General features: G+C 73.6%; 25 protein-coding genes and 1 pseudogene. 12 read left to right on the forward strand and 14 right to left on the reverse strand.

Going from position 1 to position 21,887, the window contains the following annotated elements; translation table 11 throughout:
* Window positions 1–97: 97 nt before the first annotated feature.
* The 4 genes from ACYVKY_RS14370 (at window position 98) to ACYVKY_RS14385 (ending at window position 3,675) form a co-directional block, all read left to right on the forward strand.
* Window positions 98–1,822: a sensor histidine kinase gene (locus tag ACYVKY_RS14370; protein ID WP_460435674.1), complete on the forward strand. Its 1,725-nt coding sequence runs from the start codon at window positions 98–100 to the stop codon at window positions 1,820–1,822.
* Window positions 1,819–2,445: a response regulator transcription factor gene (locus tag ACYVKY_RS14375; protein ID WP_460435675.1), complete on the forward strand. Its 627-nt coding sequence runs from the start codon at window positions 1,819–1,821 to the stop codon at window positions 2,443–2,445. The genes ACYVKY_RS14370 and ACYVKY_RS14375 overlap by 4 nt, the downstream gene beginning before the upstream one ends.
* An 85-nt stretch (window positions 2,446–2,530) precedes the next feature.
* Complete coding sequence (locus ACYVKY_RS14380) at window positions 2,531–2,659, forward strand: hypothetical protein (protein WP_460435676.1); 129 nt, start codon at window positions 2,531–2,533, stop codon at window positions 2,657–2,659.
* Window positions 2,656–3,675, forward strand: a complete 1,020-nt coding sequence (locus ACYVKY_RS14385) for a P-loop NTPase family protein (RefSeq protein WP_460435677.1) — start codon at window positions 2,656–2,658, stop codon at window positions 3,673–3,675. The genes ACYVKY_RS14380 and ACYVKY_RS14385 overlap by 4 nt, the downstream gene beginning before the upstream one ends.
* A 97-nt stretch (window positions 3,676–3,772) precedes the next feature.
* Here the strand turns inward: ACYVKY_RS14385 and ACYVKY_RS14390 are convergent, their stop codons facing one another.
* From ACYVKY_RS14390 to ACYVKY_RS14450, 13 genes are all read right to left on the reverse strand, one after another.
* The gene (locus tag ACYVKY_RS14390; RefSeq protein ID WP_460435678.1) at window positions 3,773–4,933 is read right to left on the reverse strand and encodes a hypothetical protein; all 1,161 of its coding nucleotides are present in this window, start codon (window positions 4,931–4,933) and stop codon (window positions 3,773–3,775) included.
* A gap of 4 nt (window positions 4,934–4,937) precedes the next feature.
* Window positions 4,938–5,564, reverse strand: coding sequence for a methyltransferase family protein (locus tag ACYVKY_RS14395; RefSeq protein ID WP_460435679.1), 627 nt, complete (start codon window positions 5,562–5,564; stop codon window positions 4,938–4,940).
* Window position 5,565: 1 nt separating this feature from the next.
* Window positions 5,566–6,498 carry a type II secretion system F family protein gene (locus ACYVKY_RS14400; protein WP_460435680.1) on the reverse strand — a complete coding sequence of 311 codons (933 nt, stop codon included), beginning with the start codon at window positions 6,496–6,498 and terminating at the stop codon, window positions 5,566–5,568.
* Window positions 6,495–8,471, reverse strand: coding sequence for a VWA domain-containing protein (locus ACYVKY_RS14405; RefSeq protein WP_460435681.1), 1,977 nt, complete (start codon window positions 8,469–8,471; stop codon window positions 6,495–6,497). Before ACYVKY_RS14405 ends, ACYVKY_RS14400 begins: the two co-directional genes overlap by 4 nt.
* Entirely contained in the window at window positions 8,468–9,853 is a 1,386-nt protein-coding gene (locus tag ACYVKY_RS14410; protein ID WP_460435682.1) for a CpaF family protein, read from the reverse strand. The genes ACYVKY_RS14405 and ACYVKY_RS14410 overlap by 4 nt, the downstream gene beginning before the upstream one ends.
* The gene (locus tag ACYVKY_RS14415; RefSeq protein WP_460435683.1) at window positions 9,850–11,064 is read right to left on the reverse strand and encodes an AAA family ATPase; all 1,215 of its coding nucleotides are present in this window, start codon (window positions 11,062–11,064) and stop codon (window positions 9,850–9,852) included. Before ACYVKY_RS14415 ends, ACYVKY_RS14410 begins: the two co-directional genes overlap by 4 nt.
* Window positions 11,061–11,873, reverse strand: a complete 813-nt coding sequence (cpaB, locus tag ACYVKY_RS14420) for a CpaB family protein (protein ID WP_460435684.1) — start codon at window positions 11,871–11,873, stop codon at window positions 11,061–11,063. The genes ACYVKY_RS14415 and cpaB overlap by 4 nt, the downstream gene beginning before the upstream one ends.
* A gap of 43 nt (window positions 11,874–11,916) precedes the next feature.
* The gene (locus tag ACYVKY_RS14425; RefSeq protein ID WP_460435685.1) at window positions 11,917–13,056 is read right to left on the reverse strand and encodes a pilus assembly protein TadG-related protein; all 1,140 of its coding nucleotides are present in this window, start codon (window positions 13,054–13,056) and stop codon (window positions 11,917–11,919) included.
* A complete protein-coding gene (locus ACYVKY_RS14430; protein WP_460435699.1) occupies window positions 13,047–13,457 on the reverse strand; it encodes a TadE/TadG family type IV pilus assembly protein in 411 nt (136 codons plus the stop codon). The genes ACYVKY_RS14425 and ACYVKY_RS14430 overlap by 10 nt, the downstream gene beginning before the upstream one ends.
* A complete protein-coding gene (locus tag ACYVKY_RS14435; RefSeq protein ID WP_460435686.1) occupies window positions 13,457–13,594 on the reverse strand; it encodes a Flp family type IVb pilin in 138 nt (45 codons plus the stop codon). Before ACYVKY_RS14435 ends, ACYVKY_RS14430 begins: the two co-directional genes overlap by 1 nt.
* A 77-nt stretch (window positions 13,595–13,671) precedes the next feature.
* The gene (locus tag ACYVKY_RS14440; protein ID WP_460435687.1) at window positions 13,672–13,833 is read right to left on the reverse strand and encodes a Flp family type IVb pilin; all 162 of its coding nucleotides are present in this window, start codon (window positions 13,831–13,833) and stop codon (window positions 13,672–13,674) included.
* Between the two features lie 262 nt (window positions 13,834–14,095).
* Complete coding sequence (gene greA / locus ACYVKY_RS14445; protein ID WP_460435688.1) at window positions 14,096–14,581, reverse strand: GreA/GreB family elongation factor; 486 nt, start codon at window positions 14,579–14,581, stop codon at window positions 14,096–14,098.
* Between the two features lie 154 nt (window positions 14,582–14,735).
* Window positions 14,736–15,158 carry a DUF4307 domain-containing protein gene (locus tag ACYVKY_RS14450; protein ID WP_460435689.1) on the reverse strand — a complete coding sequence of 141 codons (423 nt, stop codon included), beginning with the start codon at window positions 15,156–15,158 and terminating at the stop codon, window positions 14,736–14,738.
* Between the two features lie 144 nt (window positions 15,159–15,302).
* On the opposite strand from ACYVKY_RS14450, the gene mca reads away from it, so the two are divergent.
* From mca to ACYVKY_RS14475, 5 genes are all read left to right on the forward strand, one after another.
* Window positions 15,303–16,160: a mycothiol conjugate amidase Mca gene (mca, locus tag ACYVKY_RS14455; protein ID WP_460435700.1), complete on the forward strand. Its 858-nt coding sequence runs from the start codon at window positions 15,303–15,305 to the stop codon at window positions 16,158–16,160.
* Window positions 16,157–16,435, forward strand: a complete 279-nt coding sequence (locus tag ACYVKY_RS14460) for a hypothetical protein (RefSeq protein ID WP_460435690.1) — start codon at window positions 16,157–16,159, stop codon at window positions 16,433–16,435. The genes mca and ACYVKY_RS14460 overlap by 4 nt, the downstream gene beginning before the upstream one ends.
* Window positions 16,436–16,503: 68 nt before the next feature.
* Window positions 16,504–17,415, forward strand: a complete 912-nt coding sequence (locus tag ACYVKY_RS14465) for an aminoglycoside phosphotransferase family protein (RefSeq protein ID WP_460435691.1) — start codon at window positions 16,504–16,506, stop codon at window positions 17,413–17,415.
* Complete coding sequence (locus tag ACYVKY_RS14470; RefSeq protein ID WP_460435692.1) at window positions 17,412–17,771, forward strand: DMT family transporter; 360 nt, start codon at window positions 17,412–17,414, stop codon at window positions 17,769–17,771. The genes ACYVKY_RS14465 and ACYVKY_RS14470 overlap by 4 nt, the downstream gene beginning before the upstream one ends.
* Window positions 17,768–18,094: a DMT family transporter gene (locus ACYVKY_RS14475; protein ID WP_460435693.1), complete on the forward strand. Its 327-nt coding sequence runs from the start codon at window positions 17,768–17,770 to the stop codon at window positions 18,092–18,094. Before ACYVKY_RS14470 ends, ACYVKY_RS14475 begins: the two co-directional genes overlap by 4 nt.
* A 28-nt stretch (window positions 18,095–18,122) precedes the next feature.
* On the opposite strand, the gene trhA is transcribed toward ACYVKY_RS14475, so the two are convergent.
* Window positions 18,123–18,854, reverse strand: coding sequence for a PAQR family membrane homeostasis protein TrhA (gene trhA, locus ACYVKY_RS14480; protein WP_460435694.1), 732 nt, complete (start codon window positions 18,852–18,854; stop codon window positions 18,123–18,125).
* Window positions 18,855–19,033: 179 nt separating this feature from the next.
* Between trhA and ACYVKY_RS14485 the strand changes: the two genes are divergently transcribed.
* The 3 genes and pseudogenes from ACYVKY_RS14485 to ACYVKY_RS14495 all read left to right on the forward strand — a co-directional run.
* Window positions 19,034–19,795: an undecaprenyl diphosphate synthase family protein gene (locus ACYVKY_RS14485; RefSeq protein ID WP_460435695.1), complete on the forward strand. Its 762-nt coding sequence runs from the start codon at window positions 19,034–19,036 to the stop codon at window positions 19,793–19,795.
* Window positions 19,796–20,041: 246 nt separating this feature from the next.
* The gene (locus tag ACYVKY_RS14490; protein WP_460435696.1) at window positions 20,042–21,370 is read left to right on the forward strand and encodes a PhoH family protein; all 1,329 of its coding nucleotides are present in this window, start codon (window positions 20,042–20,044) and stop codon (window positions 21,368–21,370) included.
* Between the two features lie 240 nt (window positions 21,371–21,610).
* Window positions 21,611–21,887, forward strand: a pseudogene (locus ACYVKY_RS14495) (hypothetical protein); the annotation flags it as partial.

The raw sequence follows: 21,887 nt of genomic DNA on the forward strand, positions 1-21,887 counted from the left end.
CGAGGGTCGCCCGTCCGGGTGCGTCCGGTTCACGCAGTGGAGTCGACCTGCCGCATTCGCGGGACGGCCGGGCCGCGCCGGTCCCACACTGGCGCTCGTGCCCCACGCCGCCACCGCTCTGCGAGGTCAGCGCCTCCGGCGCCTGCGCCCGCGGCTGCGCCTGTCCACGGTGCTGCGGTGCGCCATGGCGCTGCTGAGCCTGCTCGGCGTGCTGATCTCCGGCGACGGGGGCCTGGTGGTCTGGGCCGTGGCGGTGGTGCTCGTGCTCGAGCTGGTGGCCGAGCGGTACCCGTCGTTCGCGGTCCCGGCGCTGGTGGTGCAGACCGCCGCCGTGACGGCGGTGGTGGTCGACGACCACAGCGCGATGGTGCTGCCGCTGCTGCTGGTGCCGGCCTACCGCGCGGGCGAGCAGCACGGGACGCGGGCGGCCCTGGTCGTCGGGCTCACGACCGGGACGGCTGCCGTGGTGTCGTCGGCGGTGCGCGACCCGGCCGCGGGGGTCGCCGTCGAGGTGCAGTGGGCCGTGCTGGCGCTCGTGCTCGGCCTGCTCGGCGCGTGGAACCGGCGGGTGGAGCGCGAGGCCCGTCGCGCCGGCGTCCCGGCCGCGCGCGAGGCGGGTCGGCTGCTCGGGCGGGTGCAGGACCTGGCCCGCCAGCTCCCGACCGGGCTCGACGTGCCGGCCGTGGCGTCCCTGCTGCTCGAGGAGGCGGCCGCCGTCGGTGCCGACCGGGGTGCGGTGCTCGTGCGGTCCGACGACGCGGTGACGCCGGTGGCGCTGCTCGGCGTCGACCGGGTGCCGTGGCGCGACCCGCTGACCTCACCCGGGACGCCCTACGACGCCTGGCACTCCCGGATGGTGGTCCGCGACGTGCGGCTGCCCGACAGCGCGGAGGGACGCCGGCAGGGGTCGAGCATGCTCGCCGTGCCGCTGGCCGACCGCGACGACGAGCTGCTCGGCCTGCTCGTGCTCGAGCGCGAGACCTCCTGGGGCTTCGGGGCGAAGGAGCAGGAGCAGGTCGAGCTGGTCTGCGAGCGGTACGTCGCCCACCTGCACGCCGCGATGGCGTTCTCGGCGCTGCGGCACGTCGCCGAGGTGGGCGAGCGGGAGCGGCTCGCACGAGAGATGCACGACGGCGTCGCGCAGGACCTGTCGGCGCTCGGGCTCGTCATCGACACCGCGTCGCGGCGGGTGGCGGGGCACCCCGAGGCGGAGGAGGCGCTGGGCCGCGTCCGCTCGGAGCTGACCCGCACGATCAGCGACATCCGGCTCTCGATCGCCGACCTGCGCTCGAACGCGCTGCCCGAGCGGGGCCTCGGCGCCGCCGTCACCAGCCACGTGCACGCCCTCGCGGCGCACGGCGAGGTGCAGGTCACGGTCTCGATCCAGGAGTCGCCGTTCCGGCTGCCGGCGCACGTCGAGTCGGTGCTGCTGCGCCTCGTGCAGGAGTTCCTCGCCGAGGTGCGGACCCGGCACGACGTGGGCGCGGTCGAGGTCGCCCTCGAGCTCTCGGCACCGCACGCGGTGGTGCGGCTCGAGCGCGACGGCGGAGGCACGTTCGCGCCCGACACGGTCCTGGTCGACGCGCTGCGCGACCTCGGCGGCGTCGTGCGGGTGGCCGACCACGCCGACGGGGTGCGGGTGCGGATGGACGTGGGGGCGCCGCCGGTGGTGAGGCCCGCGTTCGCGACGACGCCGACCCACGCCGGTGGCGCACCGGCGACCCGGACGCGTCCGTCCTGGGTGAAGTCGCTGCCGGCGGTGGGGCGGGGACGTCCGGGCTCGACGGAGCGCCCGGCGATCGGTGAGGAGGTGGCCGGATGACGACCGTGCTGCTGGTGGACGACCACCGGGTCGTGCGCGCGGGGCTGCGCAGCGCCCTGGAGGCCGAGCCCGACCTGGACGTGGTCGGCGAGGCCGGGTCGGTCGCGGAGGCCAACCACCTGGTGCGGGCCGAGCGGCCGCAGGTGGTCGTGTGCGACGTCAGCCTCGGTGACGGCAACGGCATCGACCTGGTGCGGACGCTGCGGCGGGCCGACCCGGCGATGGGCCTGGTCGTGCTGACGATGCACGGCGACGACGACGTGCTGTTCGCAGCCATCGACGCAGGCGCGTCGTCGCTGGTGCTGAAGGGTGCGCACCTCGACGAGCTGCTGACGGCCGTCCGCCGCGCGGCCGTGACGCCCGACGTGTTCTCGGCCGCCGGGCTCGGGGAGGCGATGCGCCGCCGTTCCAGCGCGCCGGCGCCCCTGCTGACCAAACGCGAGTCCGAGGTGCTGACGCTGCTGGGCGAGGGCCTGTCGGTGCAGCAGGTGGCGCGCCGGCTGTTCCTGTCGGAGTCGACCGTGAAGACCCACGTCGCGAAGGTGTACGACAAGCTCGGGGTCACGAACCGGGCGGCGGCGATCATGGCCGCGGTCCGGTTGGGGTTGGTCAAGCCGTCCTGACCGGTTCGCGCATCGGGCGTTCGGTCGACGCCGTGCTGGTGGTCCGGTGGACGCGAGAGACGTTGCGGCCACGGGAGAATCGAGCATGGTCCGAACTCGCCGGCGTCCCGTCGGCCGCGAGGGGCGCACGTCGCTGATGCTCGGCATCGCGTCGGGCGCGTTCTGCGTCGCGCTGCTCCTCACGCTCCTGGTCACGATGCAGGTGGCGTCGTGACCGCGCAGCACGCGGTCGGGACGCGCGGTGGCGCGCGGTCGCACGACGTCGTCGCCGTCTCTGCGGTGCAGGCGCTCGAGCACCTCGACGAGCTGGTCGTGACGGGGGAGGTGCTCGCGCGCACGTGGGCGACGGGCCTGCAGCCGCTCGACACCCACCTCGGTGGCGGTCTGCACGACGGTGACCTGGTGCTGCTCGCCGGTCCCCAGGGCACGGGCAAGACGACCGTCTCGCTGCAGGTGGCGCGCAACGTCGTCGTCGCGGGCGGCCACGCCACCTACGTCTGCTTCGAGCACACGCCCGCCCAGCTGGTCGAACGCCTGATCGTGATGGAGATGGCTCTGGTCACAGGCGATCTCGCGCCACTCCAGGACGAAGTGCGGTCGCGGCTCGCCCGCGGCTCGAGCGACCTGGTGAGCGCGCTGTCCGACCTCCCCGGCGCGCTCCAGGCGCTGCGGACGATCGACGGCTACGGGACGCGGCTGCGTTTCGTGGGGGCGCGTGGTGACCTGACGTCGCTCGACGACATCGGCCGCATCGCGGCCGCGGCGCCGGCAGGTCTGCTCGTCGTCGACTACCTCCAGAAGGTCTACGCCGGAGCTGATCTCGACGAGGACGCCCAGGTGGCCCGCACGGCCACGTATCTGAAGCACCTCGCGCTGGAGCTCGGCTGCCCGGTGCTCGCGATCTCCGCCGTGGAGCGGGCCGGGCTCGACGCGCCACGCGTGCGGGCTCGGCACGTCAAGGGCTCGGTGACGCTCGCCTACGAGGCCGACATCATCCTGGTGCTCCAGGACAAGTACGACGTCGTCGACCGCCGGCACCTGGTGTTCGGCTCTCCGACGGGCCAGGACCACCGCCGGTGGCTGGTGTGCAGCGTCGAGAAGAACCGGCACGGCGAGGACCGCCTCGACATCGAGTTCCGCAAGCGCCTCGCGCACGGGCACATCCAGCCCGTCGGCCGCCTGGTCGACGACGCGTTGGTCGACGAGCGGATGACCCCCGGCCACGACTGACGGCCCCTGTTCGCCCACCACGTCCGGTAGGCGATCACCTACTGCACGTGGCGGGCACGCCTCGCGAAGGGTGCTGTGGCCTCGCGAAGACGTCGACCTAGAGGAACCGCTGGACGGCGTCCGCGAAGTCCCTGCGGCGCAGGGCGTCCTGCAGCGGCCCGGTGAGGTGCGTGACGACCTGACCCACCCGGACGACGTCCTCCTCGCCCAGCGCCCGCGCGGAGGTGCCTGCCAGCAGCAGCGCCGCCAGCCCCGGCACGCGCGCCAGCAGCAGGCTGCGCCGGCTGGCAAGGGGCATCTGCGCGATGACGCCGCGCAGCAGGTCGGTGTCGGGGACGACGACGACCGGCTGGTCGGGCGTCGTCATCTGCACGGCGGGGTGCAGGTCGTGCAGCACCAGCGCGTACTCGAGCTGGCGCAGTCCCTCGCCCGCCACCGGCACCCAGGTGCCGTGGGCGTCGCGCAGCAGCAGCGCGGTGTCGGTCTCGGTCCAGGCCGCGGCGTCGTGCACCATCCGCTCGGCGACCTGGGTCCACGTCTCTGCGTGCTCGAGGTGGGCCAGCACGGCGTGCGTGGCCTCCTCCCACGTCGCGGCACGCGGCTGCCGCGCCGGGGGCGGCGGGAGTGGCGGGGGAGACGGTGCGGGCGCGACCACGGCGGGCGCGGTCACGACCGCCTCGGCCTTGACCAGGTCGACGACCCGTGGCGCACCGTCCTCGTCCACCGGGGCGGCAGCGGGCGGGTCGTGCTTGGCCGGACGCCGCCCGAACCACCGTCGCGGCCCGTCGTCCGGCACATCCGACTCGGGTTCGGTCACGGGTTCCGGCTCGACGGTGGTCGGTGCTTCCTCGGCGACGACCGGTTCGATCAGCGCGACCGGACCCGTTGCGGGAGAGACCTCTTCACCCCAGATCGCGCGCACCGCCGCCGCGACGTCGCCGGCGAGCACCGGTGCCGTGACGACCTGCAGCTGCGGATAGCCCTCGTCCGGCCCGAGGCCGTCGACGCTGACGTCCTCGGCGACGAGCAGCACGACGTCGGCGACGCGCGCGCGCAGCGCCTCCTGCAGCTCGTCGGACCAGGTGTCGTGCTTGAGCGCGTCGATGACGACGCACCCGGGCTGCGCCAGCGCCTCCTCGAGCTGCTCGGGGCCGACCGCGTTGATCTCCAGGCCCACCCGCAGCAGGTCGACTGCGCGGTGGCGCACGGGCGTCACGAACGTCACCGCCCGGTCGCGCAGGTCCACCACGGCAGTCATCGCATCACGTCCACGCGGACGGCACCAGTCCCACGGTGCGGCTCCGGTACTCGGCGTAGCCGTCCATGGTGCCGAGCAGCAGGCGCTCCTCCCAGCGGGCGCGCACCACCTGCATGACCGCCAGCGCCGCGAGGACGAGCCACGGCAGCACACCACCCACGACCAGGCAGACGCCGGCCGACGCGACGAGCTCGAACACGTACAGCGGGTGCCGCAGCCAGCGGTAGGGCCCGTGCGAGGCGAGCGTCCGGCTCTGGGGGATCACGCTGATGCTGCGCCCCAGCGACAGCGCCGCCCAGACCGCACCGGCCGTCCCGAGTGCGATCAGTGCGCTCCCGAGCGTGAGCGCCGACCCCGTCGACGCCGGACCACCGACGAGCGGCATGGCGAAGGGCGAGATGGTGGCACCCACCGCAACCAGCCACACAGCCGCCCGTGCGTCGCTCTGCGTGGCCGAGCTGCGGCGCAGGTACTGGATGGCGAGGACGACGTAGAAGCAGACGGCGACGGTGGTCGCCACGCGGGAGAGCGGCGGCGCGCCGGTGGTGAGCAGGTGCTGGGCGTTCAGCACCAGAAGGCCCGTCAGCAACGGGACGGCGATGATCCTGCCGATGTCACGACCGTTGGACACGTCAGCCGCCGATGCCCATGAAGGTCCGCGCGATCTGGATGCCGGCCGGCCCGAGGATCACTACGAAGAGCGCGGGGAAGACGCAGAGCACGAGGGGGAAGAGGATCTTCACCGGGACCTTCTGCGCCTGCTCCTCGGCACGCTGCCGCCGCTTGGTCCGCATCTCGTGCGCCTGGCTGCGGAGCACGTTGGCGACGGGGATGCCGAGCTTGTCGGCCTGCACGAGGGCGCTGACCAGCGTGTGCAGCTCGGGCACGGTGGTGCGCTCGGTGAGCGCCTGGAACGCCTCGACCCGGCTCTTGCCGATCTGCATCTCCTGCAGGATCCGGGCGAACTCGCCCGCGATGGGTCCGCTCGTGTTCCGCGCCACGTGCGCGAGTGCTGCGTCGAAGCCGAGGCCGGCCTCGACGCAGACCGTCAGCATGTCGAGAGCGTCCGGCGTGGAGCGCTGCAGCGACTGCTGCCGCTTCAGTCCGGAGTTGTAGAGCAGGAGGTCGGGCATCCAGAAGCCCACCGCTGCGAAGCCGCCCAACCATGCGAGCCCTGGGAACACGCCGGTCTTGAGCAGCATGAACGCTCCGAGCAGCACGCCGACGAGCAGTCCGGCGCCCTTGCTGGCCAGGACGCGCTCCGGGGTCCACGTACCGGGGTTGCCGGCGATGTCGAGCCGGTGCTGCAGGCGGGCCTGCTGGCCGGAGGGGGTGAGGCGCCGTCCCAGGCCCAGTCCGGCGCGCAGCACGGGGTCGACGAGTCGCTCGCGCGCCGGAAGGTCCTGCTTGGCGACCTCGTGCCGGACGTGCACGTGCTCGATCAGCTCGAGGCTGCGTGCGACCCCGGTCTTGCCGGTCGAGCGGAGGACGAAGGCGCCCGTGAGCATGAACACCGACAGGGCTGCAGCGCTCACTGCGACCAGCAGGACGATCGTGGGACTCATGCCTCCACCTTCACGACGCGACTCATCCAGAAGGCTCCGATGGCCATGAGGACCACGGTGAGCACGAGCATCACGACACCGGGCAACGTGGTCCACAGCAGGCTGAGGTACTCGGTGCGGATGACGGCGAGGAAGCCGAAGAGGCCGATCGGCAACAGCAGCAGGATCCAGGCCGACAGCCGGCCCTCGGCGGACAGCGCACGGACCTGGCGACGGGTGGCGGCACGTTCCCGCAACGTGCCGACGGTGGTCAGGAGCACCTCGGCGAGGTTGCCGCCCACGTTGCGCTGGATGCGGATCGCCATCACCGCCCAGCGCCAGTCGTCGCTGCGCATCCGCTCGGCGACCCGGTCGAGCTCGTCCTCCAGATCGGCCCCGATCCGAGTCGCGGCCAGCGCTCGCCCGAGCTCCGACGCCATCGGGTCCGCCGCCCCGTCCTGGGCGGAGTCGAGCGCCTGCGGGAGGGAGAACCCGGTCTTGAGGCTGCTCGCCACGAGCTGCAGCGTGTCCGGCAGGTCGTCGGCGAACCGCCGGGTGCGCTTGGCCTGCCGACGGTGCAGGTAGAACGCGGTTCCGGCCCAGCCGAGAGCTGTACCGAGCAGGACTGCGCGGACGATCCACCCGGTGGCGAGCGCGATCGCTGCCGAGGCCGCCAGGCACGTGCCGACCTGGAGCACGAGCCACTCGTGCGGACGCAGGGCCATCCCCGCGCGGTCGAGCCGCAAGGCGGTGGCCGTGTCCCGCCCGGTACGGGCCACGACCTTCTCGGCCGCGCCGAGCACCTGCTGGGTGAGCTGGCCCTGGCCCTGGGTGGGTGCGGCGACCACACCCCGCGGCCGACCGGTCACGGTGTAGGCGGAGAGGGCCTCCTCGCGACGCTGGCGGTCCGTGCGGCGTCGAGGTGCGACCGCGTTGATGAGCGACAGGATGGCGCCCGCGATGGCGCCCACGACGCCACCGACCACCGTCCAGACCAGCCACGACGGCGGCGGTGGCACGACGACCGCCTCCAGGGCGGTCGAGGCGCTGGCAGGTGCCTTCGCAGGGTCGGCCGGGCTCGGCGCGGCTGCCACCGCAGGGAGGTCGACCGTCGACGTCCCCGACCACCGTGTGTCCCCCGCCCCCACCGTCACGGCCACGTCGACCCGGCCGCCCACGCCCTCGGGGACGAACGCGACGACGTCGAGCCGGCTCGACAGGGACGACGTGGTCGACGCGAAGGCGGCGGACAGGCCGGCACCGTCGTCGACGGGTCGAACGGTGCCGTGGCCGGCGCCGGCGATGGACGACAGCGGGGCGAGGTCGAACTCGTCCGTCTGGAGCGCGATCGCCTCGACCCGGCTGCCGCTCGAGCCCACGGCGAGCACCGTCGACGTGAGGTCCGCGGAGCTGGCGGTGTCGCCGCCGTCCGAGAGGACGACGAGCGTCCGCGGTGTCGTCCCGACCCCGGTCGCTGCCGTCACGCCGTCGTAGAGCGCCGTCTCGCCGGACGCCTGCACGTCCCCGATCGCCCCGACCACGCGTCCTCGGTCGGTCGTGGGGGAGACGACGACCCGGGCGGAGTCCGAGAACGTGACGAGACCGACGGGCACGACGTCGGGGAGCGAGGTCACGAACACCGTCGCCGCCTGCTGCGCCGCCGCGAGCGGACCGCCGCGCATGGAACCGGAGGCGTCGAGCACCAGCACCACCGCGGGGACGGTGCCCGGGTCGCCCACGGTGCTCGCACGACCGTCCGCAGCGACGCCACCGACGGTCACCTGGGTGAGGGCCGGGTCGAGCTGCGTCCCGACCGGCGCCGACGGCACCGTCACCGAGAACAGCAACGCGTCGTCCTGCAGCCGCACGGAGTCGAGCACCGCGGCGCCGGGTGCGGCGATCGCTGCCTCGGCGCGAGCGCCGCCGCCGACGAGCAGCATCGCGACGGCGGTCGCGAGCACCGCGAACGCGATCCGCAGCTGCTCGGCGGTCATGCCGACCTCGGGTGCGGTGCGAACCAGTGCGTCGGCAGGACGATGCCGGCATCGGCGAGCCGCTCCGTGAAGCGGGGGCGCAGGCCGTTGGGCTGCAGGCTGCCGAGGTGGCGGCCGTCCGGTCCGAGCCCACGCCGGTAGTCGAAAGAGAACAGGTCCTGCGTGGTGACGACCTCGCCCTCCATGCCCACCACCTCGGTGACGGCGACGATGCGGCGGCTGCCGTCACGCAGCCGGGTCTGGTGGATGATCACGTCGACGGCGCTCGCGACCTGCTCGCGGATGGCGCGCACCGGCAGGTCGACGCCGGCCATCAGCACCATCGTCTCGAGCCGGGCGAGGGCGTCCCGCGGCGAGTTGGCGTGGACCGTGGTGATCGAGCCGTCGTGACCGGTGTTCATCGCCTGCAGCATGTCGAGGGCGGCACCGTCGCGGACCTCGCCGACGACGATGCGGTCGGGGCGCATCCGCAGCGAGTTGCGCACCAGGTCGCGGATCGCGACCTGGCCGCGGCCCTCGATGTTCGGGGGACGGGACTCGAGACGCAGCACGTGCTGCTGCTTCAGCTGGAGCTCGGCGGCGTCCTCGATGGTGACGATGCGCTCGTTGTCGGGGATGAACGCCGAGAGCACGTTCAGGGTGGTCGTCTTCCCGCTGCCGGTGCCGCCGCTGATGAGCACGTTCAGCCGGCCGCGCACGCACGCCTCGAGCAGCTCGCGCACCGACTGCGTGAGCGTGCCGAAGCCGACCAGGTCGTCGGCGGTGTAGGGGTCGGCGGCGAACTTGCGGATGGTGAGCATGGCGCCGTCGAGCGCGATCGGGGCGATGACGGCGTTGACCCGCGAGCCGTCCTGCAGCCGGGCGTCGACCATCGGGCTCGCCTCGTCGACCCGTCGGCCGACCCTGCCGACGATCTTGTCGATCGTCCGGCGCAGGTGCAGGTCGCTGGCGAAGGACGCCTCGACGGGGAAGATGCGCCCGTCGCGCTCGACGTAGACCTGGTCCGGGCCGTTCACCATGATCTCGGTGACGTCGGGGTCGCGCAGGAACGGCTCGAGCGGGCCGTGCCCGAGGATCTCGTCGGCCACCTCCTGCGCGATCCGGGTGCGGTCGGTCGTGCTGAGCGGCGTCTCCTCCAGCTCGAGCACCTGCTGCAGCGTCTGGCGCACCCGTTGCTCGAGCTCTGCCTGCTCGAGCCGGGGGTCGTAGAGCTTCGGGCCGAGGTTGTCGATGAGCGCCTGGTGCACGCTCGCCTTCACCTCGGCGAACGGGTCGCTCGGTCGGGTCGTCGTCCCGCGCAGCCGCGGCTGGTCCGGTCCGCCCGAGGTGACCTGCACCGTGGCGCCACGGCGCGCCTGGTCGAGGCGGTCCTGCAGGCTCATCGCCGTCCTCCCTTGCGCAGCAGCCCGAACCGGCGCTTGCTCGGCGCCGGCCCAGCTGCCGTCACGTCGACGCTCGCGGCCGTCGGGCCGTGGCGCAGCCGCTCACGCAGCTGGTCGGCGATGTCGCGCACCGCCGCGCTCACCGGGTGAGACGGCTCGTCGACGACGAGGGGGACGCCCCGGTTGATGGACGCGCTGACCGCACGGCTCGACGGGATCTGCGCCGACACGGCGCTGCGCAGGGTCTTCTCCACCTCGTCGACGTCGAGCCCGACCTTGGAGTCGGCGCGGTTCAGGGCCACGAGCCAGGCCGAGCGGGGATAGCCGAGCAGGTCGAGCATGTCGAGGGTGAGCCGCAGGTTCTTCAGCGCCGGAACGTCGAGCGTGGCCAGCAGCACGTAGGCGTCGGAGAGGTCGAACGCGGCCAGCACGTGCTCGCTGAAGGCGGGCGGGGTGTCGATGACGACGTACCGGTACATCCTCTTGAGCATCCGGAGCAGGTGCGACACCGCGGCGACGTCGACCCGCTCGGCCTCACCCGGCTCGAGCGGCGCGAGGATCGTGTCGACACCGGCGCTGTGCCGGGTGACGAGGGAGCGCACGCCCATCTCGTCGATCGAGTCGCCCATCTGCACGGCGTCGACGATGGTGCGCGACGGCATCAGCTGCAGGGCGATCGCCACGTCACCGAAGGCGAGGTCGAGGTCGACGATGCAGACGTCGTGCGACCTGCCGTCCGACAGCGCGAAGGCGAGGTTCGTCGCGATCGTCGTCTTGCCGCACCCGCCCTTCGCGGCGAACACGGTGACGAGCTTGCCCTCGGAGGCGGCGTCGGTTCCCGATGCCGTGGCGCCGGCCATCCGGTGCGACAGCTCCAACGAGCGGCGGCAGGCGTGTCCGAGCGCCGACAGGTCGCCCGGCGTCAGCACCTCGCGGACGCCGGCGCGGAGCGCCTGTCCGAGCACCGTGACGTCGACCCGACGTCGTACCAGCACCACGCCGACGTGCGGTCGCTCGACCTGCAGCGCCGAAGCCAGCTCGAGCGAGAGCGCGAGGTCGGCGCTCGGGCCGACGACGACGAGCAGCTCGTCGGGCTGCTCGTCCAGGTGCCGGTGCGCACCGGCGAGCGCCTCGACCACGCTGACGTCGCGGCCGATCGCGAACGAGTACGACTCGACCAGCTGGGGGTCGGACTCGATGAGGAGGGTCACGGTGCCTCCACCCCGAACAGCCGGCGGTCGTTGGTCCCCTCGCCCACGACGACCTCGATGTCCCCGCTGCGGAGGGCGAAGTAGAGCGTGCCGGTGTGGATGCCGTGCACGAGCTTCTCGGCCTGCGCCTGGTCGACCGCCACCGTCACGAGCGTGACGGTCTGCGTCGTGGTCGCGGTGAGGCCGGTCTGCTCGGTGGAGAGCGCGGTCTCGGCCGTCGTCTGCTTCGTCGTGGTCTGCCCGACGGCGAGCACCTCGACGTCGGGCAGCAGCACCCGGGTGGCACGGGTGAACTCGTGACGGTCCTGCAGCTTGTCACCGGCCGGCGTCGTGCCGCTCGGGTCGGCCTCCTGCACGTTGAAGGTGTCGAAGACGGTGATGCGGGAGCCCACGTCGAGGAACTGGCCGACCTTCGCCGGGTCGGTGAGCTCGACGGTGACGGCGAGCTTGCCCTCGGGCACCACGAGCCGACCCTCGACGGCCACCTCGTCGTCGAAGCGCTCGGCCAGCACGATCTCGCCCGGGACGATGTCGCCCGTGGCACGCAGGTCGTCGTCTAGGTCGCGGTCCTGCAGCGCGCCTGCCGGGACGCCCTTGAGCGCCACCAGCTCCGGACGGATGAGTCCGTCGTCGATGGCGGTCCTCAGGCTGGTGCCGGCCGGCACCGGCTCGGCGGCGATCCAGGTCTTCACCGCCTCCTGACCGGCGAGGGCGCGGGCGTCGGCGGTGCGCACGTAGAACAGCACCGCCCCGCCGGCGACGAGCGCGAGGACGAGAGCGGCTGCTGCCGCGAGGATCCGACGAGCCATGGTGGTGCTCCTTCGTGGGACAGGGACGTGCGTGCGTGGGGTGCTACCCGATGAGGTCGACGACGCTGGCACCGCGCGGGGTGGCACCGGACCCACCGCTGGTGAGGCTGCCGACCGGGACGAGCGCCTTCGTGAACCAGCCGTACAGGCACTTGTCGGAACCGCGGCAGTAGCGAGTGCCCGACGCCACCGAGTCCTGTCGCTCACCGGGCATCGCGTACCCGGTGAGGTAGAACGCCGCGAAGCCGTCGATGCGGTACTTGCCGTTCGACCCGGTGAGGCCGTTGGTCTCGACGTAGATCGGCATCATCACCAGGCCGCCGCCGGTGCCAACGATGTTCGCGATGACGCTGCGGCACGGGGTCGGCATCGAGACACCCGGGTCGTCGTTCACCCACCCGGTGGCGCTGACGGTGGCCGAGCAGCCGGACGACTGCAGCCAGCCGAAGCCACCGGCCAGGTCCGAGCCGGACGGCCCGGCCGGGCAGTTGGTCGCCCCGGTGGTGTTGTGCAGGTAGAGGGCCCGCTCGAAGCTCGTCGGGTACGGGGGGTACGGCGGCGACGGCGCGAAGCTCGTCCCGTTGGCCGTCATCCGGTTCCACTCGCAGAGCGAGATCGTCACCGGCAGCGCGGGTGTCGCCGACGTCGGCGTGCCCCAGGCGGCGCGGCCGCAGGCACGCACCGCGGTGCCGGCGTAGCTGCCGTTGCCGGCGAGCGCCCGGGCGAACCGCGGTGGCAGAAGCGTCTGCCCGCCACCGGTCTCGGTCGCGGTGCGGGCCTCGATCCACCCCTGCAGCCCGGAGGGGACCGTGGTCGAGCAGCGGGTCAGCGTCGGTCCCGACGCCGCCGGGCAGCCCGGCACGGAGGGTCCGCTGCCGCAGACCGTCGTGACGCGCGCGGCGCTGTCGAGGGCGTTGCTGTCGGCGTAGGTGTTGGCCAGGCCGCCGGTGCTGGTGTCGCAGGTGGGTCCGACGGCGCACTGCTGGGCGACGGCGAGCGCCGCCGCGTCGGCGCCGTTCTGCAGCTCGCGCCGCTCGGCGTGGATGAGGCCGACGTCGACGGTGACGGCTGCCATCCCGAGCAGCACGCCACCGGCCAGCAGGACCGCCACGATGATCGAGGCGGCACCCTGGTCACGACCGCGGAGGACCCCGCCGCGGTGGAACCTCGCGGTCAGCTGCATCGCATGGCTCCTCGACCGGTCATCGGGATGTTCGCACCCAGCGGGCTCGGTGAGATCAGGTCGGCGATCGCGCCGACCGGCGTGATGAACTGGAACGTCTTCGACACCGTGACCGTGGCGGTGCCGGCACCGGTGGGGCACGCGGAGATCGCGACGCTCGGCGCCGGGGCCGTGATGCCGACCGTGGCCGCCGTCACCGCTGCGTTCACGGCCGACGCCGGCTGCCGGAGCGCGGCGGGGCGCACGCCCTCGCGCGCGGCCTGGGTCAGCGTGATCTGCAGGTTGAGGGCTCGCCCGAAGTCGACGATGCCGAACACGAGGACCAGCAGGAGCGGGAGCACGAGCGCCATCTCGACGGCAGCGGCGCCGCCGTCTCCCCGCTTGCGCGACCCGAGGCGCATCACAGGCCCGGCGGCACGAGGAGGAACAGGTCGCGCACGGCCCCTCCGAAGGCGGTCACCGCCGTGGCGATCACGACGGCGATGAAGCCCGCCACGAGTGCGTACTCGACGGCCGTGGCTCCCGTGTCGTCCTGCATGTCGTCCGTCCCTCTGTCGTCGCGATGGGTGGAACGAGCCGGGGGCCCCACGAGAGGCCCCCGGCGTGTTCCGTCGATCAGAGGGCGCCGGCGATCTGGTTGAAGAGGCCGGTCAGGCTGGTGCCGACCGCGGTGACGGCGACGATGATGGCGACCGCGATCAGCGCGACCATCAGGCCGTACTCGACGGCGGTGGCGCCCTCGTCGGAACGGAACCGGGCGATGAGCTTCTGGGACATCTGGACTCCTCGGATCTGGCGGGACCGGCCTGTCCGGTCGACGTCGGGATCGAGAGTGCGGTGCGCGGACGGGGTCGCGGCACGGCCGACCGGTCGTTGCGCCCGCGCCGCTTCGGTCCACCGCGTCTCCTCCCTTCGGTCGATGGCGCACCACCGTCCGCCCGCTGCCGCTCCCGCCGACCTCCCGCTGGTGCCCGGCACGCAGAAGGGCCCCGCACCTGCCGGTGCGGGGCCCTTCGGGGTCGTGCGGTGCGCGGTGGCGTCAGCCGCTGTACGGCGTCGCGCTGACCACCTTCACCGGCATCTTCTTGCCGTTCGGGGCGTCGAAGTCGGTGGTGCCGCCGGCCTCGAGGCCGAGGATCGCGGCGCCCAGCGGCGAGGTGTCGCTGTAGACGGTGAGGTCGCCGGCCTCGTTCTCGCGGTGCGCGTAGAGGAAGGTCATCTCGTTGCCGTTGATCTCGGCGACGACGACCATGCCGGGCTTCACGACGCCGTCGTCCGCGACGGCGTCGACGGTGGCGTCGCGCAGGAGGGCCTCGAGCTGGCGGGCGCGGGCCTCCATCTTTCCCTGCTCCTCCTTCGCGGCGTGGTAGCCGCCGTTCTCCTTGAGGTCGCCCTCGTCGCGCGCCTCGGAGATCTTCTGGGCGATCTCGGCCGCGCGCTCCCCGCGCAGGCCCTCGAGCTCGGCGGTCAGCCGGTCGAAGGACTCCCTGGTGAACCAGGTCGCGTTGGTCGTGGTCTCGCTCATCGTCGCTCCTGTGCTGGTGGTGGATCCGGTCGTGCCGTACCGCGGTGCGTCACGCGGAGCTGCTCGGCGTGGCCTCGTCGGGTCCCACGGAAGGGGACCCGGGGCGCCGTGGGAAGCGTTCAGCCTACCAACGGGCGTGCCGCGCGTCACTTCCTCAGGGGACGGTGCACTCCTCGACGCCGCCGCTGACGGCCGGCTCGGTGACCAGCACGGTCGCCCGCTGCCGCACGGTGCGGCGGTCGGGCTCGACCTCGACCGGCACGTCGACCTGCCCGACGACGGCGTACGACGCGCTGAGCGCCCGCACGGTGCAGGTGGCGGTGGTGCCCTCGTAGACCGTGACGTCGAAGGTCACCTCGACCGCGGAACCGGCGTCGCCGTCCTCGCCGGCGTCGAGCCGGAAGCCCACGTCCTGCCAGCGCACGTCGCGGTCCGCGACGCCGATCCCGACCCACACGACGTACGCCAGGCCGAGCACCGCGACGAGCACGGTCACCGTCCGCGCGGCGGTGCGGTGCCAGCTCGGCCGCAGGTCGCCGTAGCGGTCCGCGGGCCGCGCGGCGGGGGCGTCGGTCACGTCGGTCCTCGGTGGGGGTCAGAATGGGTGGTTGCGAGCAGCACGTCCATCATGACCGACGGGAGATCGACCACCGTGACCGGTTCCTCCGCAGGCACCAGCCCGCACCCGAGCCTGCCCGCGCCCGGTGAGCCGCTGCGCCTGATGTGCGTGCACGCCCACCCCGACGACGAGTCGTCGAAGGGCGCGCCCGCGATGGCGAAGTACGTGGCCGAGGGCGTCGAGGTCCTGGTCGTCTCGTGCACCGGCGGCGAGCGCGGCGACATCCTCAACCCGCGGCTCAAGGACGACCCCGAGGTGCTGCGCGACATCACCGAGGTGCGCCGCCGCGAGATGGCCGCCGCAGTCGAGGTGCTCGGCGTGCAGCACGTCTGGCTCGGCTTCGTCGACTCCGGTCTGCCGGAGGGCGACCCGCTGCCGCCGCTGCCCGAGGGCTGCTTCGCGCTCGAGCCGCTCGACGTCACCACCGAGGCGCTGGTGCGCGTCGTCCGCGAGTTCCGTCCGCACGTGATGACCACGTACGACGAGAACGGCGGCTACCCCCACCCCGACCACATCATGTGCCACAAGGTCTCGATGGCCGCGTTCGACGCCGCGGGCGACCCGGACCGCTTCGCCTCGGCGGGCACGGCCTGGCAGCCGCTGAAGATCTACTACAACCAGACCTTCAGCCGGACGCGGGTCACCGCCTTCCACGAGGCCCTCACCGCCGACGGCATCGAGTCGCCCTACGGCGAGTGGCTGTCCCGCTGGGAGGAGCGCGAGCCGCGTCCGGTGCACGCGCGCATCGAGTGCGCGGAGTGGTTCCCCGTCCGCGACCAGGCGCTGCTCGCGCACGCCACCCAGATCGACCCGGACGGCTCGTTCTTCGCCCTGTCCAGCGAGCGCCAGGCCCAGGTGTGGCCGTGGGAGGAGTACGAGCTCGGGAAGTCGCTGCTGCCCGTCTCCGACGAGGTCGAGGACGACCTGTTCGCCGGCATCCGGACGCCGGAGGGCCCGTGACCAGCCACCTGCTCCTGCTGCTCGCCGCGACGCCGACGCCCACGCCGACGTCCGACGAGCTCGACCCGCTGACGGTCAGCCCCGGCCTGGTCGGCTTCCTCGCGACCTTCGCCGTCGCGGTGGCGACGGTGCTGCTGGTGATCGACATGACCCGCCGCGTCCGGCGGCTCCGGTTCCGCGAGGAGCAGGAGCGCCGCCGCCAGGAGCAGGCGGCCGCCGCGAGCGAGCCGGAGGACCTCGACCGGCCCGAGCCGCCGCCGCCCGTCGTGAGCTGACGCCGGTCGAGCGCTGACATCCGGGAAGTCGGGTGCGCGCCGTCGAGCGGCACGGCACGGTGGAGGACGTGACGGACGAGCCGGCCGACGGTCGCGCCGGGATCACCGCCGACCTGGTGCGCGACCTGCTGCGCGACCAGCTGCCGCGGTGGGCCGACCTGCCGGTGCGGCCCGTCGAGCACGACGGCCACGACAACCGCACCTACCGGCTCGGCGACGACCTCACCGTGCGGCTGCCCACCGCAGCGGGGTACGTCCCGGCGGTCGCCAAGGAGGACCGCTGGCTGCCGGTGCTCGCACCGCACCTGCCGGTCGCCGTCCCCGAGCCGGTCGCGACCGGCGCGCCCGGGCGCGGCTACCCGTTCCCCTGGTCGGTGCGGCGGTGGATCGCGGGGACGCCGGTCGTCCTGGCGCCGTCCACCGACCACGAGGTGCTCGGCCGCGACGTCGCCGGGTTCGTCCGGGCGCTGCAGGCGGTCGACGCCACCGGCGGCCCGCAGGCCGGTGAGCACAGCTTCTTCCGCGGCTGCGACCCCGTGCACTACGACGACGAGACCCGCGTCGCGATCGCCCGGCTCGCCGGTTCCGTCGACCCGGGGCCGGCCACCGAGGTGTGGGACGCCGCCCTCGCCGCGACCTGGGACGGCCCGCCGGTCTGGTTCCACGGCGACCTCGCCGTCGGCAACCTGCTGGTGCGCGACGGGCGGCTCGCCGCCGTGATCGACTTCGGCACCTGCGGCGTCGGCGACCCGGCCTGCGACCTCGTCCTCGGCCTGGTGACCTTCACCGGCCGGGCGCGCGAGGTGTGGCGGGCCGAGGTGCCCGGCGACGACGCGACCTGGGCCCGCGCCCGCGGGTGGGCGCTGTGGAAGGCGCTGATCGTGGCCGCCGCCGCGCTGCGCGACCACGGCCGCCCCGACCCCGAGGCGCTGCGCGTCGTGACCGACGTGCTGGCCGACCACGCGGCGGTGGGCTCGTGAGCCGCTGGACCCTGCTCGCCGCGGCGGTCCTGTCCGAGGTGGCCGCGTCCCTGTCGCTCAAGGCGGCCCTCGAGGCGCCCGCGTTCTACGCGGTCGTGGCCGTCGGGTACGTCGCCGCCTTCACCCTGCTGTTCGCCGTGCTCCGGCGCGGCATGCCGCTCGGGGTCGCCTACGGGGTGTGGGGCGCCAGCGGTGTGGCGCTCACGGCCGTCCTGTCGACGGTGCTGTTCCGCGAGCCGTTCACGGTCCTCATGGGGGCCGGGATGGTGCTCGTGATCGGCGGCGTCCTGCTCGTCGAGCTCGGCTCGCACCCGCACGGGGACGTCGAGGACTCCGCTCCGGAGGTGGCGGCGTGACAGCCGCGTGGCTCTTCCTCGTCCTCGCGATGCTCTCCGAGGTCGTGGCCACCCTGTCGCTCCGGATGGCGGGCACCGGGCGCCGCGCCTGGTTCGTGGTCGTCGGCGCGGGGTACCTCGCCGCCTTCGTGCTGCTCTCGCAGTCGCTCGCCGCCGGGATGCCGCTGGGCGTCGCCTACGGCACGTGGGTCGCTGCCGGCGTCGCGCTGGTCGCGCTCGCGTCGCGGGTGCTGTTCGGTGAGCCGCTGACCAGGACGATGGCCGCGGGCATCGTGCTGATCGGCGCGGGCGTGCTGCTCATCGAGCTGGGCCGGGCGCACTGACTGCCCACCGAGCACGTGGGGACGCCGGTCAGGGCAGCGCGACCGCCGCGGAGGAGTAGACCGTCGTCGAGATCGCGATGTAGTGCACGACGAACGCGGCGACCGTGAACGCGTGGAAGACCTCGTGGAACCCGAACCAGCGGGGGGAGGGGTCGGGGCGCTTCAGGGCGTAGACGACCCCGCCCACCGTGTAGAGCACCCCGCCGACGACCACCAGCGTCAGCACGGCGACGCCGCCGTGGCGCAGGAAGTCGGGCAGGTAGAACACGGCGGCCCAGCCGAGCGCGATGTAGATCGGGGTGTAGAGCCAGCGCGGGGCGTTCACCCAGAACACCCGGAACGCGATGCCGGCGAGCGCGCCGCCCCACACCAGCAGCAGCAGCACCCGGGCCTTGCCCTCGGGCAGCAGGATCAGCGTCAGCGGGGTGTAGCTGCCGGCGATGATCAGGAAGATGTTGGAGTGGTCGAACCGCTTCAGCAGCACCGCGACCCGCGGCGACCAGTTGCCGCGGTGGTACAGGGCGCTGGTGCCGAACAGCAGCGCGGCCGCCGTCCCGAAGATCGCGCAGGCGATGCGCGACCGGGTGTCGGGCGCGAGCGCGACCAGCACGATCGAGGCGGCGACCACCGCCGGGAACGCCCCGGCGTGCAGCCACCCGCGCAGCTTCGGCTTCACGGCGGCGGCGGCCTCGCGCACGGCGTCCCCCGCCCGCTCGACGGCGTCTCCCGCGCGGCCCACCAGGCCTGGCTCCTCGGTCATGGACCCCACGGTAACCTACGAGCGCGTAGGTTACGAGACCGTAGGTGGAGGTCGTGCGCAGGATCACGTCGGGAGGCGTGCCCCGACCCTGTTGCGGCGCACCTGCCGCTACCGTGGCGTGTCCGCACGACGAGGGAGCCGGCGCCGCACGGAGCCGGGTCGAGCAGGAGGGTCCGCCGGTGAGGCTGCCGCACCCGCTGTACCGCGCCTACGAGCGCCGCCTCGCCGCCCGCCTCGACCGGGCCGCCACGCCCCGGCACGTCGGCATCATGCTGGACGGCAACCGGCGCTGGGCCCGGGCGAGCGGCGCCGGCACCGCCGACGGCCACCGCGCCGGCGCCGACAAGGTGTTCGAGTTCCTCGGCTGGTGCGAGGAGGTCGGCATCGAGGTCGTCACGCTGTGGATGCTGTCGCCGGACAACCTGAACCGGCCGGCCGAGCAGCTCGACCCGCTGCTGCAGATCATCGACGACACGGTCGCCCGGCTGGTGGCCGCCGGCCGCTGGCGCGTGCACCCCGTGGGTGCGCTCGACCTGCTCCCGGCCGAGATGGCCGAGCGGCTCAAGGAGGCCGAGGAGTCGACGCGGGGCACCGCGGGGCTGCACGTCAACGTCGCCATCGGGTACGGCGGGCGCCGCGAGATCACCGACGCGGTGCGCAGCCTCCTGCTCGAGCACGCGGCCCGGGGCAGCAGCCTCGAGGAGGTCGCCGAGCTGGTCGACGTCGAGCACATCGCCGAGCACCTCTACACCAAGGGCCAGCCCGACCCCGACCTGGTGATCCGCACCTCGGGCGAGCAGCGCGTCGGCGGCTTTCTGCTCTGGCAGAGCGTGCACTCGGAGTTCTACTTCTGCGAGGCGTTCTGGCCCGACTTCCGCCGGGTCGACTTCCTGCGCGCGCTGCGCGCCTACGCCGGCCGCGAGCGGCGCTACGGCGCCTGAGCGAACCTCTGCGCTGCGCCCGTGTGAACGGCGTGTGACGTCCGGCGTGGCGCGCGTCCCGGACGTCCGAGGGCGCCTAGCGTCGCGAGCGCGGGACGGTCAGGTGCCGGCCCGCTCGGGAGGCCCGACGGATGCTGCGGCTGCGCCTCGACCCACGGGTCGGGACCAGGTCGCGGGGAGGGCGGCCCGGTCCGTCGTCCCGCACCCGGACGGCGTCCCGGACCCTCACCCGCGAGTGAACCGGACGTGCGCGTCCGGCAGGGAGCCGCAGTGGACACCAGCGCCAGCACCCGTCGCACCTTCGTGCTCGACACCTCCGTCCTGTTGTCCGACCCGCGCGCGTCGCTGCGCTTCGCCGAGCACGAGGTGGTGCTCCCGGTGGTGGTCATCACCGAGCTCGAGGGCAAGCGCCACCACGCCGAGCTCGGCTACTTCGCCCGCCAGGCGCTGCGGCTGCTCGACGACCTGCGGGTCGAGCACGGCCGGCTCGACGCACCCCTGCCCACCCCGGACGGCGGCACCCTGCGGGTCGAGCTGAACCACACCGACCCGACGGCGCTGCCCGCGGGATTCCGGCTGGGGGACAACGACACCCGCATCCTCGCGGTCGCCAAGAACCTCGCCGACGAGGGCGCGGACGTCACCGTGGTGAGCAAGGACCTGCCGATGCGGGTGAAGGCGTCCGCGGTCGGCCTGGCTGCGGAGGAGTACCGGGCCGAGCTCAGCGTCGACTCCGGCTGGACGGGCATGACCGAGCTCGACGTCAGCGAGCAGCTGATGGCGCAGCTGTACGAGCAGGAGCGGGTCGAGCTGCCCGAGGCGGCCGAGCTGCCCTGCCACACCGGCCTGGTGCTGCTGTCGTCCCGCGGCTCCGCGCTCGGGCGGGTGGCCGCCGACAAGAGCGTGCGGCTCGTCCGCGGCGACCGGGACGTCTTCGGCGTGCACGGCCGCAGCGCCGAGCAGCGCATCGCCGTCGACCTGCTGCTCGACAACGAGGTCGGCATCGTCTCGCTCGGCGGCCGCGCCGGCACCGGCAAGTCGGCCCTGGCGCTGTGCGCCGGCCTCGAGGCGGTGATGGAGCGCCGCCTGCACCGCAAGGTGGTGGTGTTCCGCCCGCTGTACGCCGTCGGCGGCCAGGACCTCGGGTACCTGCCCGGATCCGAGAACGAGAAGATGGGCCCCTGGGCGCAGGCCGTCTTCGACACCCTCGGCGCGCTGGTCAGCCAGGAGGTCGTCGAGGAGGTCATGGACCGCGGCATGCTCGAGGTGCTGCCGCTCACCCACATCCGCGGCCGCAGCCTGCACGACGCCTTCGTGGTCGTCGACGAGGCCCAGTCGCTCGAGCGGAACGTGCTGCTCACCGTCCTGTCGCGGATCGGGCAGAACTCGCGCGTGGTGCTCACGCACGACGTCGCCCAGCGCGACAACCTGCGGGTCGGACGCCACGACGGCGTCGCGGCGGTGATCGAGGCGCTCAAGGGCCACCCGCTGTTCGCGCACGTCACCCTGACCCGCTCCGAGCGCTCGCCGGTGGCGGCGCTGGTGACCGAGATGCTGGAGGGCATCGCCCTCTGAGGCGCCCCCGACGGTCACGGGGCCGGCGTGACGGTGGTCACGACCGGCCCCGTGGCAGGTCACGGATTGGACACGGGCAGGGTGCCCCCCGCATGGTGGGTCGAGGTCAGCACCCCCCGAGCGGCCCCGAACGGGCCGCGCCGACCAGCGCACTGCATGCCGCGACGCACCCTGTCGCACGGTCCTGCGGCGGGGTGGTCGTGCCCGCCGCGTGCGCAGCGGGCCTCAGGAAGGCAGTTCGTGCTCCACTCGCTCGTCCGGCGCCCGCTGTTCTCGGCGGCCGCCACCCTCGCGGTCCTCGGCGCCACCGGCGCCGCGCTCCTCGTCACCCCCCAGACCTCCGCCGCACCGGACGCCGCCCAGGCGGCCTGGTCGCACCCGACCCCCCTCCCGGACGACGTGCTCGCGTCGGCGTCCGCCCAGGCGTCCGCCGACGCCGGCGACGCCACGGCGCAGCGCGCCCAGGAGCAGCGGGCCGCCGTCGTGGCCCAGCAGCAGGCCGAGGCCGCCGCCGCGC

It is taken from the genome of Angustibacter speluncae (assembly GCF_054777815.1).